Below are 20,435 nucleotides of genomic sequence, written 5' to 3' on the forward strand. Positions count from 1 at the left end.
GCTTCGACGCGGAGATCTCGGTGGACTGGGACAGCGCCTACTTCTACCGCGGGAAGGACCACCGGCACAGCGACGGCCACGGAGAGTTCGCCGCCTGGCTCGACCGGCACTTCGGCCTGCCCGTGACCCAGAACCCGGACGCCGTCGTTGCAGCAGCGCAGGCGGAGCTGGGGCAGCGGTTCACCGATTGGGCTCAGCCCTTCCTGCCCGGCTGACCGGTACCGGGCCCCGGGCTGACCTCATACCGCCCGCCCGCGCCAGCGCCTCTCCCCCAACCCCAGCCGGCAGAACTACACCCTCACCGTTGATCAGCATCGCCCCTCGAAACGAACCGCACCGTATGCCACGAACACGGGGGCCCGAGGGTGAGATCCCCTCGGGCCCCGACCGTCCCCAAGGGCCGTGTTATCGGGGCGCCTGGAACAGTGGCAGCCCGTCGTGCAGCCGCCGACAGACCAGGTTGTAGCTCGGACAGGCCGGCTTGGGGCGTTTGCCGTGCCGGGCCCGCTTCGCGCCGCCGTCGTACACCTCCGGCACGAAGATGTCCCGGGCGGCCCGGAACTGCTCCTTCGTGGGTGCGTAGGAGTCGATCTCCGCCTCCAGTTCGCCGGTGTGGTAGCTGCTGTCCTTGTCGGACAGCACCAGTGCACGGGCGTTGACCTTCCCGGCGACCTCGAATGTGAAGTCGTTGTAGTACCCGTAGACCACGCCCTCGGCGCGCAGGTCCCCGGCGACGTAGACAGAGCCCCACGAGACCAGGTCTCGCACGATGAGGTCGCCGAGGACGACGAGCATGCCGATGTCGGTGGCGTGGTCGTCGAGGAAACCGTGGACGATCATGTCGCCGTCGACGACGAGCGCGATGTCGTTGTCGACGTTCTCCGGCACGATGAGGTCACCGGAGTGCAGGTACCAGCCGATGTCCTTGTCGTCCAGGTAGTTGATGACGCTTCCCGCCACCCGCTCGACCACCTTGCTGGTGTCGGTCAGCCGGTCGAAGCGGGCCCGCCACGACGAGAGGGTCAGCACGGTGCCTGCGTCCCGGCCCGGTACGCCCGGACCTCCAGCATCTGACGCGCCCGCGGTGCGTAGAAGTCGTTGTCGCCGGCCGCGATGATCTGGAGGACCGACTCGGGCAGGTACGGGTTCTTCAACATCTCGTAGTGCCGTTCGTTGGCGGCGGCCCAGGCCTCCAGGATCTCGGGCGGGGTGGCCGGGTTCTTCGCCGCGTCATCGAGGTGGTATTCCTCCATCTCGGGGTCGGCGGTGCGCACGTACTCAGCGAGTGCCTGCGGCGGGGTGTGGCGGTTCGCAGCCGCAGCCCCCCGCAGGTAATGGATGGGGCTGCGAAGCATGGTCGCGAGTACCTGATCAAGGGGTTCGGTTCGCCGGGCCGCGTCGATCTCGGTGTAGCTGCGGCGCTCCTCGCCCTCATCCACGGTGCTCGCGCAGTAGCTCAGCCCGAATTGAATCACCAGGTCGGGTGGCCAGTTTGGTCTGCTCATGGCATTGCCCTCGTGGAAATCGGGCAGGTTCTTGGCGTGCAGCGCCCGTAGCGCCTGCGGCGGAATCGCCGGGTGATCCAGCAGGTGATCGATGATGTCCCGCATCAGGGACTTGTCGGCATTGCCCCGGTCGCAGTACCGGTCATAGTCGAAGTCGGTCGCAACGGCCTCGACGATTGCCGCGAGGGCTTGCGGCGGGGTGAACGGGTTGTCGCTGACCTGGGCCAGGACCGCCAGGTCTCCGTCGTGGGCCAGCGCCGTCAGCGCCTCGGCAGGGGTGTACCAGTTCCCTGCCGCCTCGGACCGTACCGCCGGTTGCGGGTCGGCGGCCAGAACCGCAAGGGCGGTTGGGTTGTGGTTGCGGCGCATGTGGGCGGACAGCGCTCGGACCCCCACATCGGGGTCGTGTACCAACCGGTTCAGGTGCGGGGCGAGTTGCTCGACGCCGCAGCGGTTGACGGCGGTCCGGCGCACCCGCGGGTCGTCGTCGGTGAGGCCGTCCCCGTCGGCGTAGCCGAGCGCGGCCACCAGCCGGCGGATCCGCGGCTCAGGGTCGGTGGCGAGCGCCCGCAGGTGCTTCGGGCGGGCGTCGAAGCGGCGGGCCAGGGTCAGCCGTACCTGGGCCGAGGCGTCGGTGAGTAGGGCGGTGGCGAGTTTGCCGGGGAGATGTTCCCGGGCAGCGAGGGCCCGGCGCACGACCAGGGAGTGGTCAGTGGCCAGCTCCTTGAGGGCCGCCTTGGGCGTACTGCGGTGCAGGGCCACGGCCCGGCGTACCTGCTCGTCGGGGTGGCGGGCGAGCAGCGCCAGCCGCTGCGGTTGTGTCGCCGGCTGGGCCGCCAGGGCCCGCAACGTCCTGACATCCCCGTCGCCACCGTCCGCGCCGCCCGCACGAGCGGCCAGCTCCTCGGCGAGCTCGGTGGGCAGGCCGATCCGGCTGGCCACGATCCGGGCCAGCCGCGGGTCCTTGCAGGCCAGCTCCCGCAGCCGCTGCGTCGTGGTCCTCGACCGCCACGCCTCGCTGACCAGCGCTTCTATCTCCATCGCACCCTTTCAGCGTCGTTCTCGAACGGGCCATGACCCCAAGCGCGTGCACATCTCCTGTCGTGCCGTCCTGGCCCGCCATCCAGGGAGAGAACCGTAGCCAAGGGAACTGACATCACCTGACTTTCCTTCGGGGTGGGGGCGATTGTAGGGGCGGTGGGTGTCGGCGGGGCCGTCTACAGTGCTCGCCATGATTGACGATGTCCATGAGGATGATTCGGGTGCTGACGCGGTTTCGGCGGGTGCGTGGGGAATGGCCCCGGGGCTTGGCGACGGACCGGGCTTGTCGCGTTCACTGCTGGATGACCTGGCGCGTGTTCTGACCGGGTTCGGGGGGTCGGCGCGGGATGTCGAGCGGCTCGTACGGTCGGTGGCGGCGACGAGTGAGGCCGAGGCGGTGACCGACATCCTCCAGGCGAGACCGCCTGAGCGTGCCGCCTGGATCGCCCCTGCCGACGGGTACCTGAATGAGGTGGGGTCGGGCTATCTGCTCACGGACGAGAACGCCCCAGGCGACGACTACGTGGCGGTCAAGTGGTCGCTGACGGCGGGCGGAAGTGTCCTTCGCTGGTCGGGGGGGCGGGAGGGATGGCTTTTCGGCCCACTCGACGGCAGAGAGCTGCGCGTACCCCTCGGTAGCAGGGTCGAGGCCGGGGAGCCGCTGACTGACGGCATAGGTGATCCCCACGACCTGCTCCGGATACTCGGTGAGGCACGAACCGTGGCGGCGGTGAGCGATCGGCTCGCGGGCCTGTGCACGCTCGATCTGGAGGCCGCAGAACGGGTCGTGCGGCCGCTGTTCGATGCGGTCGAGATCGTGGAGGGGGGTTTCGGCGGAGCGTTGCCCGGCCTGCGTCCGGGAACTCTCTGTACCCGTCGGCGCTTCCGTACTGAACACGGTCGCGCCATCAGCCGTGCTCTGCGTGATCTGCCCCCGTCGGCCGACCCTCGTCTGCATGCCCTGGCCGGTATCCGCGACGACGCGGAACGGGCCAAGGCCTTCTACGGCCAGCGGCTTTCCCAGGTGGCGGACGATGCCGGACTGTCGATCAGTTTCGCGGCGGGTCGCCCTGTCCACCTGGGATGTACCGACCTCGCCGTCCTCCTCGATCAGGGTGGCGCGATTCCAGCGGGGACCAGGTACGACGTGGGCAGCTTCGAGGTGACGAGTGGGACCCTGCGGGTGGCGGACCCCTGCTACCTCGAGGAGCGTGCTCCGGAGATCGATCGCCTCCTCGGGGTGACACTGCCGGCGCAGGTGGGGACATGGCGGGCGTTCTCGTTCGTGGCGGATAGGGATGAGCGGGGACCGCGTGTCTCGGAGTTGCGGATGTGGGCCGACGGCCATTCCGCGAGGTTCGGTCATCTCCCCGACGACGAGTCCCATGTGCTGGTCGACTCGGGGATGGCGGGATGCTTCGACCTCGGTAACTCCAACCGGATCAGCCCAACGAACCCGCAACTGGTGGAGGCCGTCCGCGATCGGCTCATGGCCGCAGGCCCATCACGTGCGGCGGTCGTTGACGACCACGGGGTCGTCGCCGAGACCGGATTCGGCGACGGCCGGTATCGCGCAAGCGCGTGGCGTAACGACGCAGGAGCGGTGGTCGCTGTTTCCCTCTACCTGGATGACTGGGCGGGCTGAGCTTGTCGTTCATCCACTGGGCAAAACGCGACTCGGATCTGCGGGTTTTCCGCCCGATCATGTGGCTGCGGTGCTCGGCGACTACTGGGGGGATTTGTGCCCGCGCTGCCTTCATGGCTGACGGAACCGCTGTGTAGCAGTTCGCTGCTCTGCCGCCGCAGCGGCGCCATTCGATCCGGCCCACCCGCTGGGCTGCCACCGGCGCCGGATCAGTGACCGGATCGTCTTCGACAAGCTGCTGCAGGTCCTCCGGTTCGGCTGTTCCTACCAGGCCGTCGGGGACCCCGGTTGACGGGAGAGCGTCCGGCTGCTTTGCCCCCGCCGGGGGTGGTGGCCGAGCAGGTGGAAAAGCAGATCGCGCTGTCAGGGGCTGAAGCGCTCGGGCATGACCGAGCTACGGCATCCACCTGGTCCGCGTCCTGGCTGGGGCCAACCGCCACGACCAAGAGCACCGGCGACCGCCCGCTGGACCCCCGCACAGCCACTACCCGGAAATGATCGCTGGAGCGCCGTGTGTGGGGAAAACTCGCCTGCACGGTTCGGGAAGCGGCCATCGGACAAGGACCCGAACCACGGGCACCTCGTCGGCGGCCTACTTCACTCTGTGGGAGCCGGAGCGTGTGCGTCCCTCCGGTCACTCGTTGCTGGGGGTGCCGTGGGGGCGGGCTGGTGTCAGCGGGGCCGATTACCGTACTGGTCATGTCTGACGCTATGTGGGATGGCGCTCCATCGGTTGATTCCGGCGCGGCGCATGGAGGGTTGACCGACCTGGGTTGGCTGGTGCGTGCGGATTCGGAGTCCGTTCTTGCACTGCTGCCGGACGCGGAGAGCGCTGAGGAGCGGTTGGCGGCGGCGGTGTACCGGGCTTCGGTCGATGTGCACCGGAAGCAGAATGCCGGGCAACGGCGGTTTGTGCTCGCGGTGGATGCGGCCAGGTTCGGTGATCGAGATCTAGCGGCTCGGCTTGCGGCGGTGGACGTGCCGGGGACGCCGTCTGTTGGCTGGCAGGTGGCATGGGCGACGGGCTCGCCGGCGGATGTGCGCCTGCTACGGACGCTGACCGGTCACGAGGGTTGGGTCACGGCCGTCGACACCGCTGTCGCCGGCGGTCGTGCGGTGGCCGTGACAGGAAGCCGGGACAACAGCGTTCGGACATGGGATCTTGCCACTGGCCGGGAGGTCTGCCCGCCTCTGGTCTGCCCTACGGACGCGAGGACGTCGCAGACCGCCGAGGTGGAATACGTCGCCACGGCTACGGTGGACGGCCGCGACGTTGCCCTGTTGCTCGAGCGGCTCGGCCGCGAGAAGCGGGTACTTCTGCTCGACCTGGCGGATGGGTCCCTGGCTGGTGAATGTGTCCGCGTCGTGGACGTGGCGGAATTGGACGGCCGGCGCGTGGTGTTGACTGTCGAGGACGACCGGACCCTGCGCCTGTGGAGCGTTGCCACGGGCGAGGAGATCGGCTCGGCGCTGCCGGCGCGGATACTCGCCAGCCCCGATGATTCCCCGGTTGCCGTGAGTGCTGAGTTCGGCGGGGCGGTGAGGCTCTGGGATCTGGCTGGCGGAGTGCTCGAGCCTGCGTGGGTGGACGCTGCCGGAAAGCTGTTCGATGCGCGGGCTTCCGCGGTTGTGGTCGACGGACGACTGGTCGCCTACGCCTGCGACGCCGGCGACATCGTTGGCCTCCACGATGGTGAAACGGCGGTGGCCGTGGTGGGTGACCTGGCCGCTGCTTGCGGACGTTCGTCTGGTGAAGTGGTGCCTGTCTCCCAGCTCGTGGAAGTAGCGGGACGGCCAGTCACCCTGGTGCGGGAAGCCGGCGGGTCGTTGCGCGTGTGGGATCGGGCTGAGGGGTGTCGGGGCGGCGGGAACGGGTGGGTGGTGAGGACCAGTGAGTTGTGCGGACAGCTGATCCGGTTGCCTGCCAAACACCGAAACCAGGAAGACTGGACATGGCAACTCGCTCATCCCATCGCAATCTTGGATGAGGATGTGAGCGCCCGACAGCGTTCTGCGCGTGTGGTGGGGACAGACGTCGTTGGGGGACGAGTGCTTCGGCTGACCACTGACGCAGATCAAACGGTGCGGTTGTGGGACGCGGACACGGGCGCGGCGGTGGGTGAGCGGCTTGCCGGGCACACGGACCGGGTCCGTGCAGCCGCCGCGGTGGCGGTGAACGAGCGGGTAGTGGCTGTGACCGCCGGCCTGGACCAGACCGTGCGGGTATGGGATGTGGCTACGGGCAGACCCATTGACGCTCCGTTGAACGGGCACACCGCGCAGGTGTGGGATGTCGCGACAGCGACCGTGGACGGGCGTCCGGTTGCCGTCACCGCTGGGGCGGACCGCACCGTGCGGGTCTGGGACCTCGGGGAGGCCAGCGGCGGGCACCGCCCCGTCTTCGGCGGTCATGACGAAGCGGTGCTGGCTGCGACCACGACCACCCTCCAAGGCAGGCCGGTCGTCGTCACAGCCGGTGCGGACACGACGGTGCGCACGTGGGACCTGGCCACCGGAGCACCTGTCGTCGAAACCATTGCCACGGAGGTCTGCGGCATGGTGGCGGCGGAGGTGGGCGGGCGTGCCGTCGTGGTGACCGCGGCCCCGGACGCCACGATTCGCCGCTGGGACCTGGCCTCCGGTCAGGAGATCGGCCAGGCCATGGCCGGACACACCGGCAGGATCCTGGCCTTGGCCTCCGCCGAGGTCGAAGGGCGATCCGTTGTGGTGACCGGCGGCTCGGACGGCACCGCACAGGTGTGGGACCTTGCGACCGGGCGGCAACTTGGTCAGCCTCTCACGGGCCACACCAGCCGTATCACTGCTCTCGCCATCGCCCACGTGAACGGGCGGGCGTTGGTGGTGACCGGTAGCTGGGACAAGACGGTGCGGTTGTGGGATGTGACCACTGGCCGGCAGGTCGGCGAACCACTGACCGGTCATACCGACTGGGTGACGTCGGTGAGCACCACCATGTTGAACGGGCATCCCATCGCGGTCACCGCCAGCCGGGACGCCACGGTCCGAACCTGGAGCCTGCTTGACCGCGAGCAGATCGGAGAGCCGCTGCCCTGCCCCGCTGGAACTGTGCGCAGCATGGCGACGGTGGTGAACGGCAACAGCCCGTACCTGATCACGTCGTGTGGTAGCGAGGGAGTATCGGTGCGCGACCTGGCCACGGGCGCCGAGATCGGCTCACCACTTGCCTTTCCCTCTCCCGTCCACTCGGTCCTTGCGGCATCGGAAGGCCGGCTCGTGGTCGGTTTCGGTCGAGAGATCGCCGTCCTGTCCGCCCGATGACCCCTGGGCACGCCCTGCCTCGCCGTAGGAGCTGCCGTCGCAACGGGCGGCACCGCTTGGTGGTGACACCGTCGGCAGAATCGGGCCAGGTGAGGGTCTCAGCTGATCTGGCTTGTCTCGCCCGGGAAGGTCGTGGGATTGGGGACGCGTGCGGCTTCAGGTGGGGCGTTGCCGGGAGCGTTCGGCTTCGACGCAGCCTGGGTGGAGTTGCGCCGTCGACTGCCACGGCATGCGACATCCGTGACGCCTTGTCAGCCACCCGCCGTAGGGTGCACGCAACATCACCCTGTACCGGAGACGCTATGACCGCCACCACCTCCAGCGCTCGCCTCATAACCACACTGGCCGCGCCATTGGACCCGGCCGAGGCTGATGCCCCTTCCGTACTGCGCTGGCCGGACCAGCGGCTGCTGGTTCAGCGGGGCGACACGGAGCTTGTCGCCTACGACCTGGACGAGCTGAAAAGCGGTACGGGCGAACCGACGGCTACACGCTTCCCGGCTCCCTGGCCGCGCCGGTTCGGCACGTCGACGGTGGCGCCGCGACGGGACCTCGCCGTGTTCGCCGGAGTGCACGCCCTGCGAGCTGTGGATGCGATGGGCGCGGTGCGATGGGAGATCCCGCACGGCTGCTGGGAGCACAGCTGCCGTGCGATGCACACGTCGCTCGACGACTACGCCCAATCCCCCGACCACAGGTACCCCTCCAGCGGCTCGGCGGTGTTCTCCGCCGACGGATCGATCCTCTGGGCCCACGTCCGCGGACCGCTCGCGGTGGACGAGAAATCGGAGGACCTTACCGATGAGTGGCTCGTGCTGGACGCTGCCGACGGGCGGGTGCTGGGGCGGTTGGACACGCAGACCACGGCCAGCAATTCGCGGCACAGGCCACACCCGTCTCCCGGGCAGATGGGATTGGGCGTGAACATGGGCCAGGACGGCCAGCCCCTGCTGTGGGGCCACTGGAACGGGAACGTGCTGACCGTCGACCGGATCGGCGAGGACGACCGGGTCCTGCTCGCGGTGAGCCCGTCAGGTGACCGATTCCTGACGGTCACCCACGAACAGGACTCGCTCGCTCTGCACCGTGTCACGGACGGCTCAATCGTGGCCGAACTGGAGGCCGAGACCGTCACTCCGCACTACGACGACCCCGACGAGGTGTGGTGGGACTACCACGGCAGCTTCCTCGAAGCGCAGACCGTCATCACCGGGACGACCGACGCGGACCTCGGCACCGAACTGCACTGGTTGGTGGACGCTGGGCGGATGCGGGTGACGGACCAGATCACCTACCCGTTCCCGATATCCGGCACCCCTGAGGCACTCGGCGATGGCACCTGGTACACAGTCTCCGAGGCGGGGGACGCACTGCATCTGTGGACCCTGCAGCCCTGAGCGGCCGGGTTCACGGTGAAGAGTCGACGGCTGGGGGTGATCCGCGGAACCCACCCGTGCCCTGCAGGATCCTTGGTGCCGGGCCACGCGGGCTGGGGTGCGCGCCGGCTGAGCACAAGACCTTCGCCGGAGCCGAATTGCGTGACCGCTGACCATCGGTAGGCCCGGAGTCGACAGCCACAGCAGCGCCGTGGCGCGGAACATCGGAGGCCCGGAGGGAACTGGACCGCCCTTACGATCGGAGTGTGAGGCAAATCATTCCCGAACTCCAGCTCGCACGCCGCCTCTCACGCGCCTCTCACGGATTGGGTGTCATGAGACGACAACAGGCGTCATGCGGGGCGGACGAGGTAGGCCCTGACCTGCGCGACTCGGACTGGTGAACATCAGTCGGACACCCGTTCGACCGCTGGGGGTCAAGGGGTCGCAGGTTCAAATCCTGTCGTCCCGACTGGAGTTCGCTCCATTGTCGCAGGTCAGAGGCCGTTTTCTCGTTTACGAGGAAGCGGCCTTCGACGCGCTCCCGGGCCTGCCTCTCACATTCGTCTCACGGTTTTCACGGTTCGACGCCGGCGCCGGAGGCTGCTCAGCGTCGGGAGCTGGTGACTGCATGTGGCTTTCCTGCCTATATGTCCGATCTGTCGATCACTGCATGGGTTCAATGGTTGCTCGCCGTGATCGCAGATTCTGGCTGGTGGGTTTGCACTTGACGCTTTTGCCATCGATCAAGTGCGCGCCGACAGGTCCAGCGACTGCCCGAACGCCGGATGAGTCGGGCGGCTGGCCGCGCTGCGCGGGAACAGCAGCCCGCGTCGCCAATAACCGGATCGATCTCCCCGTTCCTGGCCGCATTGTTCGTCCGGACCGGGAGCGCGGTTCACGGCCCCGTAGCCGCGAGAGGATCAGGGACGTTCTCAACATGGCAGGTCAGAGACCTGTCCGGTAGGACCAACAGCACAGCTCTTCAAGCTTGTTCGGGGTCGTTGGCCGCGCCGAGAATCGGCGTCATGAATGCGGCGGGGAGCGTGGATCAGGATGCGGTGCTGCGGGCACGGACGGTGTTGTTGGGATCGAGTCGGCTGAGCTACCGGCAGGAGGCTGACGCCTAGCGGGTGCTCGCCCAGGTGAGCCCGGCGGCGTATCTGCCCCGCTTGGCACGTGGGTTGCTGATGGGTCAGCTACGGCGCGGAATACCGCGGGCGGCCGAAGGCATGCCTGGTGGTTCTGGAGGAGGCCGTGGCCGCTGCTCGGCGGGTGGATGAGGGGGAGCCGCGGAGGGCCGAGCTACTCATCCGCGTACTGGGCGCTTACCAGCGGGAGTTGTGCGAGCTCGGGCGTCGCGCGGAGGCGTTCGCCGTCCGCGAGCAGATGGCGTCGATCGCCCGGCTGGAGTACCAGGCGGGCCGGACAGAAGGCGTGCGGGCCGGGCTCGAGGCGCTGGCGGCCGGGCTGGCCGAAGGGGGCGGCACCGGGAGGCGGCGGATCTCTACGCGGAGGTCGTCCGGGCCAGTGGCGCGGAGGACGAACGGAGCGGCACCGGCGTCTGGACCGCTATCGAGTGGGCTGCGGAGCCGGAGGCGGCCGGGGCGTACGAAGAGGCGGCGGAGGTTGTCACAGACCTGATAGCCCGCCATCGAGCCGCCCTCGATGAGGGTCGGGGGTCCTTGGCTGATCTGGTCTTCATGCTCGTGCGGTTCTCGCAACTGCTGGACACGGGTGGACGGCGAGAGGAGGCCCGCTCGGCGCGCCGGGAGGTTCTCAGCGTGCTTGCCGAGTTGGCGGAGTCGGGTGATCGGGCCAGGCACGGTGGTTTCCGGTCGTTGTGGGTGGTGCTGCTGGTGCTCGGCGGCCGGGGGGACGAACCTGCGGCACCAGGCGCGCCCGCACCACCGTTCGGCTCGCATCTCCATCACGGTTGGTCACCCGATGTTCGGCAGCGCTATCTCGACGGCCGGAGTGCGCTTCGCCGTGAGCTTGCCGTCCTGGCACTGCTGGCCGAGTCGGCGCCGGAGCGTCATCTGCTGCGCATGGTCACGCTGCAGCGCAGGTTGACCGTGCGGACGGCGGTCGAGACCGAGATGCAGATCCATCAGGTGTTGGAACTGTTGATGCCGTTGTTCGACGAGGGCGTCGCGCTGGCCCGCCGGCTCGTGTCCGTGGACATCGTCCAGGGCTCGGTGGCGCTGGCCAGGGCGTTGACCGACAGATCCACGCTGCTGGTGCTGGGCGGCTGCCACTGCGAGGCGCTGGCCGACTTCGCGGAGGCCACGGAGCTGTTCGGGTAGCGGCCGCCGGGGGAGGGGAAGCCCGCTGCACTCGGAGCACAAGCGGCCTGGCCGCCCTGCTTGCACTTGAAGGTCAACACTGATCCTGGCCGGGTCGGCCGAGCATGCTGGCGTGTCAGAACAGGGCGTCCTCGTACGCGGCGGAAACCCGGCTGCGGGTGATCCGGCTCGGTGTCATGGTGATCTTGAATTCGTCGCACATCCTGGTAAGGGACGTGATGACCTGAGCTTGCCCGGGCTCGCCCGAACCGGGCCTGCACTGGGCAACCGCCCACGCCACGCACTGCCGCACCTCGCGATCGTCGTCGCCCAGCAGCGGCACGAGCAAGGGAAGTTGCGCGACCCCCGCTGAGCACGGGGCGCCCGGCACGGTGACACCGCATTCGTCCGTGCTCTCGACGATAGCGCCGAGCAGACCGATCATGTCGGCGCGACGCACGCCCGCAGCTGCCAACCGCGCCAGATACGGCACCGCGTACGCGGTTGCCCGGTCGGGACAACGTGCATCTGGGCACCGGGGGCATCGAGGTCTATGGCGCAGCCGTCGGCGGCGGGCCACGACGTGAGGGTCTCGGCGTCGCGGGTCTCGGCCGTCCCGAGGGCGGTGTCAAGCTCGTGCCGCAGGCAGCGGGCGACTTCCTCGGCGAACGACAGGATGAACTCCTGCGGGGTGTGCTGACTGATGCTGGCGCGCCAGGAGCGTCCGGTCTCACCACCGACTTCGACGCCGAGGCCGTCGCCGGCCTTGAGGCTTCGGCCGGTGACGACATCCATCCCGTAGGGGCGTGGGCCGTTCGTAGATTGTTGTGCTCCTGGGTCCGCTTCCAGCCGTGCTTGGTGGCCAGCATGCCGGTGATCGCAAAGTGGTCCGGCCGTGTGGGCGCTCGCGGAATTGACCCGGGGTCGGCTCATAGAAATTGAGCCGACCCCGGGTGTGTTGACCGCGTCTACTCGATAGCGGAGGTCGGGGTCTTGGGGGCGCTTGTCCGGTCTGTAGGAGGGGCCGTTCGTGAGGCAGGACGGGGCTCGTCGTGCCAGGAACAGTGAGTCGATGGCGACCCGGAGTGACGCCTTGGTTATCGTTCGGTGTCGAATATTGTTCGGGTTGGGGCGAAGAGAGCTGGCGCGCGGGGGCGTGGCAGGGGGGCTGGGACGCTGCTGCTGTCACGGTTCCTGTTGCGGTGCGCGGTGTGTGCGGGGCTGTGCTCGGCGATTTCGGCCGGCCGGGGTAGTGGATGCAGGGGGGCGACGTGGTGGTCCAGCCGCAGGGTGGGCAAGGGCAGTTGAAGAAGGCGTCGGACGGACTGATCGGGGTCATGCAAACGGCGGGGTCTGCGGTGCCGGGACTGCAGAGACGGGTCGAGAGCCGGGGCCGGGTGTCGGCGGTTGCTCCTCTGTTGTCGCACCACGCTCTGGGGCCGGTCGCGGCGGCGCTGGCGCCGTATCCGGAGGGCCGTCACGCCGAGTTGGGGTCGATGGCGGAGCGGGTCGAGCCGTTTCCGGCCGACACGGTGAAGGCAACGAACGCATACCTCGCGAGTGATCTGACGGCGGGGAGGATTGCGCAGGGCGCGGCGAGGGGCGCGAACCTTCAGACGCGGGGCATCCGGCCGGAGGGCGCGAAGTGAGCGACGATCCGGTCAACCCTGCCGAGGTCCCGGTCTTCACCGGCGATCTGTTCGCACTGGACAACAGGGTGAAGTCGATCTCGACGGCAGGGGCGGCGATCGCCGCGGCCGCCGGGAGCGTCCACACGAGCTTCGGCGGGCTGAAGTCCTATTACCACGCGCCCGAGGCCGAGCAGCTTTTCGCGACCACCAAACCGGTCGACGACCTCGGCACGAAGCTCAGCTCCGACGTGTGCACCATCGCCGGCGCTCTGGGCGCCTACAGCCGGGACTCGCATCCGCTGGTGGTGCGGATGCACGACCTCAAGATCCAGGCGGAGGCGTTCAAGTCGAAGGCCGACGGCGACCACGACTGGCGCCAGGACGAGGGCAAGGTCCACGAGAACAACCGCCGACGCGACGAGATCGCCGAGGTGTGGACGCAGTTCCAGGAGGTCGAGCGCACCGCCTACGCCAAGATCGTCGCCCTGGTCGGCGGCAAGCCGCTGCGGGTCAACGACGGCTCCGACGCCGACGACATGTACGGCTACGACGCGAAGGCGTTGAAGGAGTCGAAGTCCCTGCCGTGGGGGGAGGCCGTCGAGCGGGACATCCCCTGGTGGGACCTGCCGGACCAGGCGATCGAGTTCGGCAAGGGCGTCATCATCGACGGCGTCTGGGGCACCATCAAGGGCCTCGGCACTCTGGTGGGCGTCGACGGCTGGGACGCCTTCAAGCAGTCCTGGACGGGGCTCGCCAAACTGGCGACCGGCCTCGTCATCACCGCCGTACCCGTGGTCGGCGAGGCGTACTGGCTGATGCCGGAGGACAAACTGCCCTCGTGGCTGCGGGATTCCCGCACCGCGATGAAGGAGACCGGCAAGGCTCTGGTCGCCTGGGACCAGTGGAAGACGAACCCGAGCCGCGCGGGCGGTGCGGTCACCTTCAACGTGCTGACCGCCATGACCGGCGGCGGCGCAGCGGCGTCGGGCGCGGGCAAGGCCGGCGCGGTCGGCAAGGTGCTGTCGGTCGCCGGCAAGGTCGGCAAGGTCATCGACCCCATGACCTACGTCTTCAAGGGCGTCGGCTTCGGGATCACCAAGGCCGGCGACGTGCTGTCCGCCCTCAAGGGCATCGACAACGTCAAGATTCCCGAGATCCACATCGACGGCGCGCTCGCCCTGCCCGAAGGAGCGGTCAAACTCCCCGGTGGGGAGATCAAGCTCCCGCCCGGCACCGCGATACCCGAAGGCGCCATCAGGACCGCCGACAACACCATCAAGCTCCCCAAGGGCACCGTCGAACTCCCGCCCGGCACCGTCAAACTGGAGATAGGAGGCAAGACCAGATTCCTGGACCACGACGGCAACGTCTACGACACCGACGGCAACCTCCTCCAGCACGGTGACCAGGCGCCGAAGGAAGGCGCCAGCCTCCCCGGCAAGGACCACCATCCGGCCCAGGCCAACACCCGCGAACCTGTCGGAGTTGGAGTCCGCAGCGGCGACAACGCCATCCGCCTCGGCTCCCACCCATCCGACCCCGTCCACGCCCCGGAACACACCCCCGGCGGCCACGTTCCCAACAGCCCCGGCGCGGGCGGTCCCAGCCACGTCGAGAACGCGGCGAGCCACCCGACCGCCTCGGCACACCCGGGCGGCGGATCCCACCCAACCTCGATGCACCCGGGCGACGGTTCCCACCCGGCCGGCGGGGGTGGCGGTACGCACAACACGCCGTCCACGGGTGGCCACGCTGCGGACAGCCCGACCAGCAACGGCTCGGGCAGCGGCGCGGGTTCACACACGCCGTCGGGTGGCGGCGGGTCCCACACGCCAAGCGGTGGTGGCGGTTCGCACACGCCTTCCGGTGGCCACGGTCACGGCACAGGCGGTCACTCGACAGGCGCCCATGGCGGAGACGGGGCCCACGGCAACGACGCAGGTGGGCTGGACGACGCGGCCCACGGCGCAGACGACGCTGCCCACCCGGCAGCCGAACCAGCTCCGGCCGATCACGACCCCAACTCGCACCACGACACAGGACAGCCGCGCCGCGAGCTCATGCCCGGCACGGCGCAGCGCACTCTGCGCGAGATGCGGGCCATGCGCCATGGGCGGGCTCGGTACAAGGGCGCTGAGGACTACCTTCGAGAGATGGCGGGCGGGGCACCCGAGCAGCACTATCCCGTGCCGAAAAATGACCACCCCTACCACCCTGTGGAGACGCCGGGTGGGCGCCACGTCGACGTCCCGGTTCACATGCCGAACGGCCGCACACTGGCTGTGGAGGTCAAGCACTATCTGGAGTGGCGAACGGTCACGCTCAAGGACGGTTCCACGCGCACCGTGAAGGGGGAAGTCCCGCTCAGCGATGGGATCAAGCAACAGATCAACAAGGATCTGGCGCTGCGCCGCGCGGATCCGAAATTCGATCCGCGCTGGGTCTTCCTGCACGCCCCCCCATCGCAGGCCCTTAGGAACTATCTCACCCAGGCTCGCGTTATCTTCGTCGAGTACGGGCCCGCCCCCAAGAAGTAGAAGGCCAACGGAAGGCTCAAGGCGTGACCAGAGCAAGCGAACCGGATCTCCAGGGATGGATCGAGGAGGGGCGCCGGAACATCGTTGACGTCGCTGACATGCTCGGGGTAGCACCCGAGATTTACACCCGCGACCCGATGAGTCTCATTCCCGCCCTCCAGGCCTATGTCTCACGTGCTCCGCTGAATGAATTCGAGCAGTCGGACTGGATCACCCTTCACAGCGATCTGATGTCCTACGTCGCCGATTACCTGATTCAGAAGCACGGAGCGCAGTGGAAGGTGGCAGACGACCCCAGCGTGCCCCGCGGATACCGCTATGTGATCGAGGCGACGGGGCGGGACGGGGTGACCCGCCGTATCGACCCTGCCGATGTAGTGCGGACGGAATTCTCCAATCTCCCGATCGAGATTCCCCGGATGCTGGCTAGTGCAGAACTCACTCTGCGTTTGGCGGCGCAGGTCGAAGACGATGCATAACGCATCCACGCCGCCATGGCCGCCAGCCAGGTAGCGGGGGGCGACGTCGACGACCGGTGGACCCCCGGGACGGCGTCGGGCAACGGCACCTCCAGGTTGTACACGGCATGCTCAGGGCTACCAGAGAGTGAGCGCGGTGGAGCACTGGCTACGTGGGCGGCGAGCCCCCGGGGTGGGTGGTGCAACGTAGCCCGGCGCCGGGTGCTGTGGGCCTCGGCTGACGGGGGCGGACGTCGATTGGCGGGCGCTGTCGGGCGAGTAGTCGGTCGAGCGGCCCCGGGCGGCTACGAGGCGGCCGGAGGCAGGGGACCTGTTCGACAGCAGTGCCGGCACGGTGCTGGGGGCAGACTCGGTGGTGACGCGCGCGCGGTGGTGGGCAGGGATCTCGGCTGGGTGGCGAAGCGCAGTGCCGGTCGCCAGCTGCTCGGCGGTCCGGCGGACGAGCGGAGCTGGTGCCCAGGGCGAGAGGTGGATCTCCCACATGTGCTCGGAGCTGGTGTTGTTCATCAGGAAGAAGAGCGGGCGCTCAGGAAGGGAGGGCTCGCGGCTGATGTGGGTGCTGCCGATGGGTGAACTCATCGAAACGCGTCCGTACGAGGTGCGCTCCTTCCATCCGGCCGCGGTGAGGATCTCCACCGCGTCGTCGCCGGAGCGGTGGTCGGGCAGTGCGCGGGCCGGGCCGGTGTCGAGCAGGCCTGCGGCGTCGAGCACGAGTGTGTGGGTGAGTTCGTAGGGTGTCCGCGTTGGGGCGGGAAGCGGTATGAGGCACTCTCACGGAGGTCGATCGTCGCCACCAGCGGGGTGTGGGGCAGATCACACTCGAACTTCCTCTCGCTCGCTACCTCTCACGCGCCTCTCACGGATTGAGCGTCATGAGGTGTCATGAGGCCTCACACGGCCTGGACTCGACAGGCCCTGACCTGCGACTTCTGGACTGAGTGGATGGACCGTCACACCCTTTCGCTGGGGGTCAAGGGGTCGCAGGTTCAAATCCTGTCGTCCCGACCAGCGTTTACGCAGGTCGGAGGCCGTTTTCACCGTGAGGTGGGAGCGGCCTTGACGTGTTTTCCGGGTCTTGTGAGTGCATTGTGAGGGCGGGATTTCGCCCGAGCTGACCACGTCAGGGGCGCGATGTCTCAACTTGCTTTCCGTAGCGGGGTTCTGGTGACGACCCCTTGATTGCGGACTCTGATGGTGTGATCCCCGGGTGTGCGCGGGCCTGGGAGCTCGATGGGGCCGGCTGAGGTGAGCGCACGGTCGATGGTGTCGACGGCGTCGCGGGCGGCCTGGGTGGTGAGGTGGCCGTAGATGTTCGCGGTGGTGGACAGGGTGGCGTGCCGCAGGGTCTTGGAGACGACGGTGAGCGGGACGCCGGCGGTGATGGAAATGGTGGCTGCGAGGTGGCGAAGGTCATGGACGGTGGTGCGGGGAACGCCGAACTCGCGGCAGAGGTCGTGGAAGTGGTTGAGGACGTAGGCGGGGTGGAGGGGGCGTCCGTCGGGGTGGTGGAACACGAAGCCGCCGTGGTCCGCGTGGGAGAGCGACGGGTCCTTGTCCTCGGAGCGGTGACGCAGCGCGATGGCGACGCGCGGCGAGATGGCGACCCAGTCCTTGCTGGAGCGGGTCTTCGGTGAGGTGAGGATCAGGCGGTTGTTGTCGATGGCGGAGAGCGCGTAGCGAATGTAGAGGACGCGCTCGGGCAGGTGGACGTCGTTCCAGTGCAGGGCGAGGGCTTCGCCTTTGCGGATGCCGGTGCCGATGAGGACCTCGATGAGGTCGGCGAAGGCCGGGTCGGCGGCGCGGCAGGAGTCCAGGAACCGGATGGCGTCCTGGACAGTCCAGATCTGCCGTTCGGCCGCCGCGGGCCTCGGGATCACGGTGGGGCGGGCCGGGTTGTAGGGGAGCCGGCGGTGGCGGACGGCGTCGCCGAGAGCGCTGGAGAGCGTGGCCAGGCAGCGGTGGACGGTGACCTTGCCGCGTCCGGCGGTGAGTTGCGTGTGGGTGAAGGCGGCGATGTGGGAGTGGCCGAGGTCGTCGAGCCTGATCGTGCCGAGGGCGGGGACGAGGTCGTTGGTGACGTAGTCGCGGTAGCGGACGTAGGTGGTGGGCTTGAGGGTGAGTTGCTTGTCCTTGAGCCAGGTCGTGAGGTAGTCGGCGAGGGTCTGGTTAGGGTCGGCGTTGAAGCCGGCGGCCTGGCCCTCGACCATCCGGCGCAGTCCTGCGCGGGCGGCTTCGGCGGTGGGATAGCCGCTGCGGCGGATGTTGTTGCGCCGGTGGTCGGGGGAGGGGAGGTCGAGGGAGAAGGTCCAGGTGCCGTGATCGGGGTCGGTGGCGAGCTCGGGGCAGTGGGCTCCGAGCTGCTTGCCACCCTGGTCGCGGCAGCCGCACCGACGGTAGACGTGCCCGGCGTGGGCTGCGGAGCGCATGGTGATCACTTCCAGCGGGTCGTGTGAACAGCCATGCTCATGGTCTCCTGGCGGGCGTCAGCAGGCGGTGAACCCCTGCGCTCACTCCGTACCCACAAGCGGGCGGAATGGTGCCCTGACCTGCGGCGATCCCTTGTCGTGGCGACAAGTGCGCCTGTCTGCCGCGCCTGCACTCGTAGACACTCGCATTTCCGCGCCGGTCGCTCGGGGAGTTGCGGTGGCCGGCGGTGCAGGACGGGCAGCTGATCCGTGGGTGTCGCACCCGGTCGTGATCTCTCCCTCACGCGTTCCAGGGCCGCCTGTCCTGCTGGGGTACGACCCACCCTCAGGCGCGTACCGCATGACCACGTCATACCGCAGGGATCTTGAACTGTCAGTAACTCTGATATGACGCTTTGAAGTTCAGTAGCTGGACCGGCGGTACGAAAGCGGTCGTTGCGATGGCGGCAACCCCCAACGGCCACTGAGAAGTTGGTTCAGATCGCCGGAATGCGCTGGGCGATCGAGGAGTGCTTCCAGGCCGCGAAGAACGAGTGTGGTCTGGACCAGTACGAGGTGCGTCGCTACATCGGCTGGATGCGGCACATCACCCTGGCCATGCTCGCCCACGCCTTCCTGGCCGCGATGGCGGCCGCCGCGGCATCAAAGGGGGCTGCAGAAACGGTTCCCGCGCCTTGGTGGACCTCACCGTGGCAGAGATCCGGCGACGACGCGAAGCTCGACCGCAAGCGCAACGCCCTCAGCTTCCTCGACACGGCCGACGACTCGGGCGCGGGCATGACCGGCTACCAGTCGCTGATCTCCGGGACGTTCTACCGGCACGCCGTCCTGGACCGCCGCCAGCTGCGCGTCAACCTCCGGCAGGCCGGGATGGAGCCGCAGGAGGCGGAGGAGGCCGCGACGGCCGCCGAGGCGGAGTTCGTCAACGCCTTCGTCGAGGCGTTCCCGGAGGCGAAGAAGAACCCCACCGCCTCCACCGGTTCGCCTCCGGCCCTGGTGCTGGCCTTCGAGTGCGAGCGCCCGTACAACTACGCCGCCGCCTTCCAGAACCCCGTGGACGAGAACCCCGAGTCCAGCGGCGGCGAGGGCCCGGCCGGGCAGGCGGCGGTGCGCCGGCTGATGCGCCACCACCACTTCGTGAGCAGGCGCCGCGCCGACCTGCGGTCCGCGCGGGTCCTCACGTACGCGCCGGAGATCGAGGACCTCCTGCTGACGGAACTCGCGGGGGACGTGGAGGTCGTGGACTCGATCGAGGGCCTGACACCGTGACCGGGGAGGCATCGCCGCCCGTCCTGCTCGTGAGGCTGGCCGGGCCGCTGCAGTCCTGGGGCATCAAGGGCCGGTTCGCGCAGCGCGACACCCACACCCGGCCCACCAAGTCCGGGGTGATCGGCCTGTGCGCGGCGGCGCTCGGCAGGTTCGTCGCCACCCACACCCTGATCACGCTGGACGCCCGGCACCCCTTCACCGCCAGGTCGCTGATCGACGCCCAGGACATGCACCGGACGGTGATGAGCGGCTTCCGCGGCTGGGTCGACGACGGCGTCCGGGATGCCCGCGCCCGGATGAAGGTGCTGTCCAGCTGGACGGTGGACCTGAGCAGCGCCCGCCTCTGCCTGGTCGTGCAGTCCGCCGTCCCCGGCGACTGGAGCGGCCTGCCCCGGGCGGCGCTGGTCGAGCCGCCGCACAGCCTGGTGGTGGACCGCACCTTCCGCGTCGGGGACCGGCTCGACTTCCGTACGGTCGTCAACCCGGTCAGCAGCCGTCCGGCCGGTCCGCCGGCGCCCGGAGGCCGCAGCGCCCGGGGCGTACGGGTGCCGCACACCCGCCCGGAGCACGTGAAGGCGTGGTTCGCCCGCCGCCTCCAGCCGGCCGGCGAGCCTCCCGTGGCCCCGGGCGGCGTGGTCCGGCTCGGCGCCGACGCGGACGTCGAGCGGCTGGCGCTGCGCATCCTGCCGAAGGTCTCCAGCCAGGGCCCCCACCGGGGCCTGCTCATCAGCCGGGCCGAACTCCGGGGCACCCTGACCGTCACCGACCCGCAGGCCCTCACGGCCGCCCTCGCCCACGGTGTCGGCCACGCCCGCGCCTACAGCTGCGGCCTGATCCTCGTGCGCTGACCAGGACCTGTCCGGCCAGGGCTGTTCGGGTGACGTGTACGCGTGGCGTCGGTGGGGGTGCGGCGCGGCTGCGTAGTGTCCTCCGTGTCGCCA

15 protein-coding genes and 3 pseudogenes are annotated in these 20,435 nt (G+C 68.9%); 12 read left to right on the plus strand and 6 right to left on the minus strand.

Annotated features, from left to right (window positions below; all coding sequences use genetic code 11):
• Positions 1-215: pseudogene (locus KV557_RS35350) on the plus strand (hypothetical protein); the annotation flags it as partial.
• A gap of 190 nt (positions 216-405) precedes the next feature.
• Here the strand turns inward: KV557_RS35350 and KV557_RS35355 are convergent.
• On the minus strand, positions 406-1,029 hold the full coding sequence (locus KV557_RS35355) for a hypothetical protein (protein WP_218205690.1): 624 nt from the start codon (positions 1,027-1,029) through the stop codon (positions 406-408).
• Positions 1,023-2,546, minus strand: a complete 1,524-nt coding sequence (locus KV557_RS35360) for a hypothetical protein (protein WP_218205691.1) — start codon at positions 2,544-2,546, stop codon at positions 1,023-1,025. The genes KV557_RS35355 and KV557_RS35360 overlap by 7 nt, the downstream gene beginning before the upstream one ends.
• 190 nt (positions 2,547-2,736) lie before the next feature.
• On the opposite strand from KV557_RS35360, the gene KV557_RS35365 reads away from it, so the two are divergent.
• From KV557_RS35365 to KV557_RS35385, 5 genes and pseudogenes are all read left to right on the plus strand, one after another.
• Positions 2,737-4,191, plus strand: coding sequence for a hypothetical protein (locus tag KV557_RS35365; RefSeq protein ID WP_218205692.1), 1,455 nt, complete (start codon positions 2,737-2,739; stop codon positions 4,189-4,191).
• 96 nt (positions 4,192-4,287) lie between these two features.
• Positions 4,288-4,634, plus strand: a pseudogene (locus KV557_RS45160) (IS5/IS1182 family transposase); the annotation flags it as partial.
• Positions 4,635-4,890: 256 nt separating this feature from the next.
• Positions 4,891-7,491 (plus strand): WD40 repeat domain-containing protein, encoded by a 2,601-nt coding sequence (locus tag KV557_RS35375; protein ID WP_218205693.1) that lies wholly within the window; start codon positions 4,891-4,893, stop codon positions 7,489-7,491.
• Between the two features lie 302 nt (positions 7,492-7,793).
• Entirely contained in the window at positions 7,794-8,888 is a 1,095-nt protein-coding gene (locus KV557_RS35380; RefSeq protein ID WP_218205694.1) for a hypothetical protein, read from the plus strand.
• Positions 8,889-10,552: 1,664 nt separating this feature from the next.
• Complete coding sequence (locus KV557_RS35385; protein ID WP_218205695.1) at positions 10,553-11,173, plus strand: hypothetical protein; 621 nt, start codon at positions 10,553-10,555, stop codon at positions 11,171-11,173.
• Positions 11,174-11,288: 115 nt separating this feature from the next.
• Here KV557_RS35385 and KV557_RS35390 read toward each other — a convergent pair whose 3' ends face one another.
• On the minus strand, positions 11,289-11,597 hold the full coding sequence (locus tag KV557_RS35390; protein WP_218205696.1) for a HEAT repeat domain-containing protein: 309 nt from the start codon (positions 11,595-11,597) through the stop codon (positions 11,289-11,291).
• Positions 11,594-11,947: a hypothetical protein gene (locus KV557_RS35395; RefSeq protein ID WP_218205697.1), complete on the minus strand. Its 354-nt coding sequence runs from the start codon at positions 11,945-11,947 to the stop codon at positions 11,594-11,596. Before KV557_RS35395 ends, KV557_RS35390 begins: the two co-directional genes overlap by 4 nt.
• A 476-nt stretch (positions 11,948-12,423) precedes the next feature.
• Here KV557_RS35395 and KV557_RS35400 point away from each other — a divergent pair, with 476 nt between their 5' ends.
• From KV557_RS35400 to KV557_RS35410, 3 genes are read left to right on the plus strand one after another with little or no spacing between them, the layout of a single operon-like run.
• Positions 12,424-12,801: a DUF6507 family protein gene (locus KV557_RS35400; protein WP_218205698.1), complete on the plus strand. Its 378-nt coding sequence runs from the start codon at positions 12,424-12,426 to the stop codon at positions 12,799-12,801.
• The gene (locus KV557_RS35405) at positions 12,798-15,320 is read left to right on the plus strand and encodes a hypothetical protein (RefSeq protein WP_218205699.1); all 2,523 of its coding nucleotides are present in this window, start codon (positions 12,798-12,800) and stop codon (positions 15,318-15,320) included. The genes KV557_RS35400 and KV557_RS35405 overlap by 4 nt, the downstream gene beginning before the upstream one ends.
• 23 nt (positions 15,321-15,343) lie before the next feature.
• Positions 15,344-15,799 (plus strand): hypothetical protein, encoded by a 456-nt coding sequence (locus KV557_RS35410; protein WP_218205700.1) that lies wholly within the window; start codon positions 15,344-15,346, stop codon positions 15,797-15,799.
• Positions 15,800-15,916: 117 nt separating this feature from the next.
• Here the strand turns inward: KV557_RS35410 and KV557_RS35415 are convergent, their stop codons facing one another.
• The gene (locus KV557_RS35415) at positions 15,917-16,510 is read right to left on the minus strand and encodes a hypothetical protein (RefSeq protein WP_218205701.1); all 594 of its coding nucleotides are present in this window, start codon (positions 16,508-16,510) and stop codon (positions 15,917-15,919) included.
• A gap of 425 nt (positions 16,511-16,935) precedes the next feature.
• Positions 16,936-18,225, minus strand: a complete 1,290-nt coding sequence (locus KV557_RS35420; protein WP_256178428.1) for a tyrosine-type recombinase/integrase — start codon at positions 18,223-18,225, stop codon at positions 16,936-16,938.
• 456 nt (positions 18,226-18,681) lie between these two features.
• Here KV557_RS35420 and KV557_RS43480 point away from each other — a divergent pair.
• From KV557_RS43480 to KV557_RS35430, 3 genes and pseudogenes are all read left to right on the plus strand, one after another.
• Positions 18,682-18,876, plus strand: a pseudogene (locus tag KV557_RS43480) (IS701 family transposase); the annotation flags it as partial.
• Positions 18,850-19,494 (plus strand): type I-E CRISPR-associated protein Cas7/Cse4/CasC, encoded by a 645-nt coding sequence (locus tag KV557_RS35425; protein ID WP_256178432.1) that lies wholly within the window; start codon positions 18,850-18,852, stop codon positions 19,492-19,494. The pseudogene KV557_RS43480 and the gene KV557_RS35425, both read left to right, overlap by 27 nt.
• A complete protein-coding gene (locus tag KV557_RS35430) occupies positions 19,491-20,342 on the plus strand; it encodes a type I-E CRISPR-associated protein Cas6/Cse3/CasE (protein ID WP_308130233.1) in 852 nt (283 codons plus the stop codon). The genes KV557_RS35425 and KV557_RS35430 overlap by 4 nt, the downstream gene beginning before the upstream one ends.
• The last annotated feature ends 93 nt before the right edge of the window (positions 20,343-20,435 follow it).

The organism is Kitasatospora aureofaciens (genome assembly GCF_019192735.1).
In the GTDB taxonomy this organism is placed as follows: domain Bacteria; phylum Actinomycetota; class Actinomycetes; order Streptomycetales; family Streptomycetaceae; genus Kitasatospora; species Kitasatospora aureofaciens_A.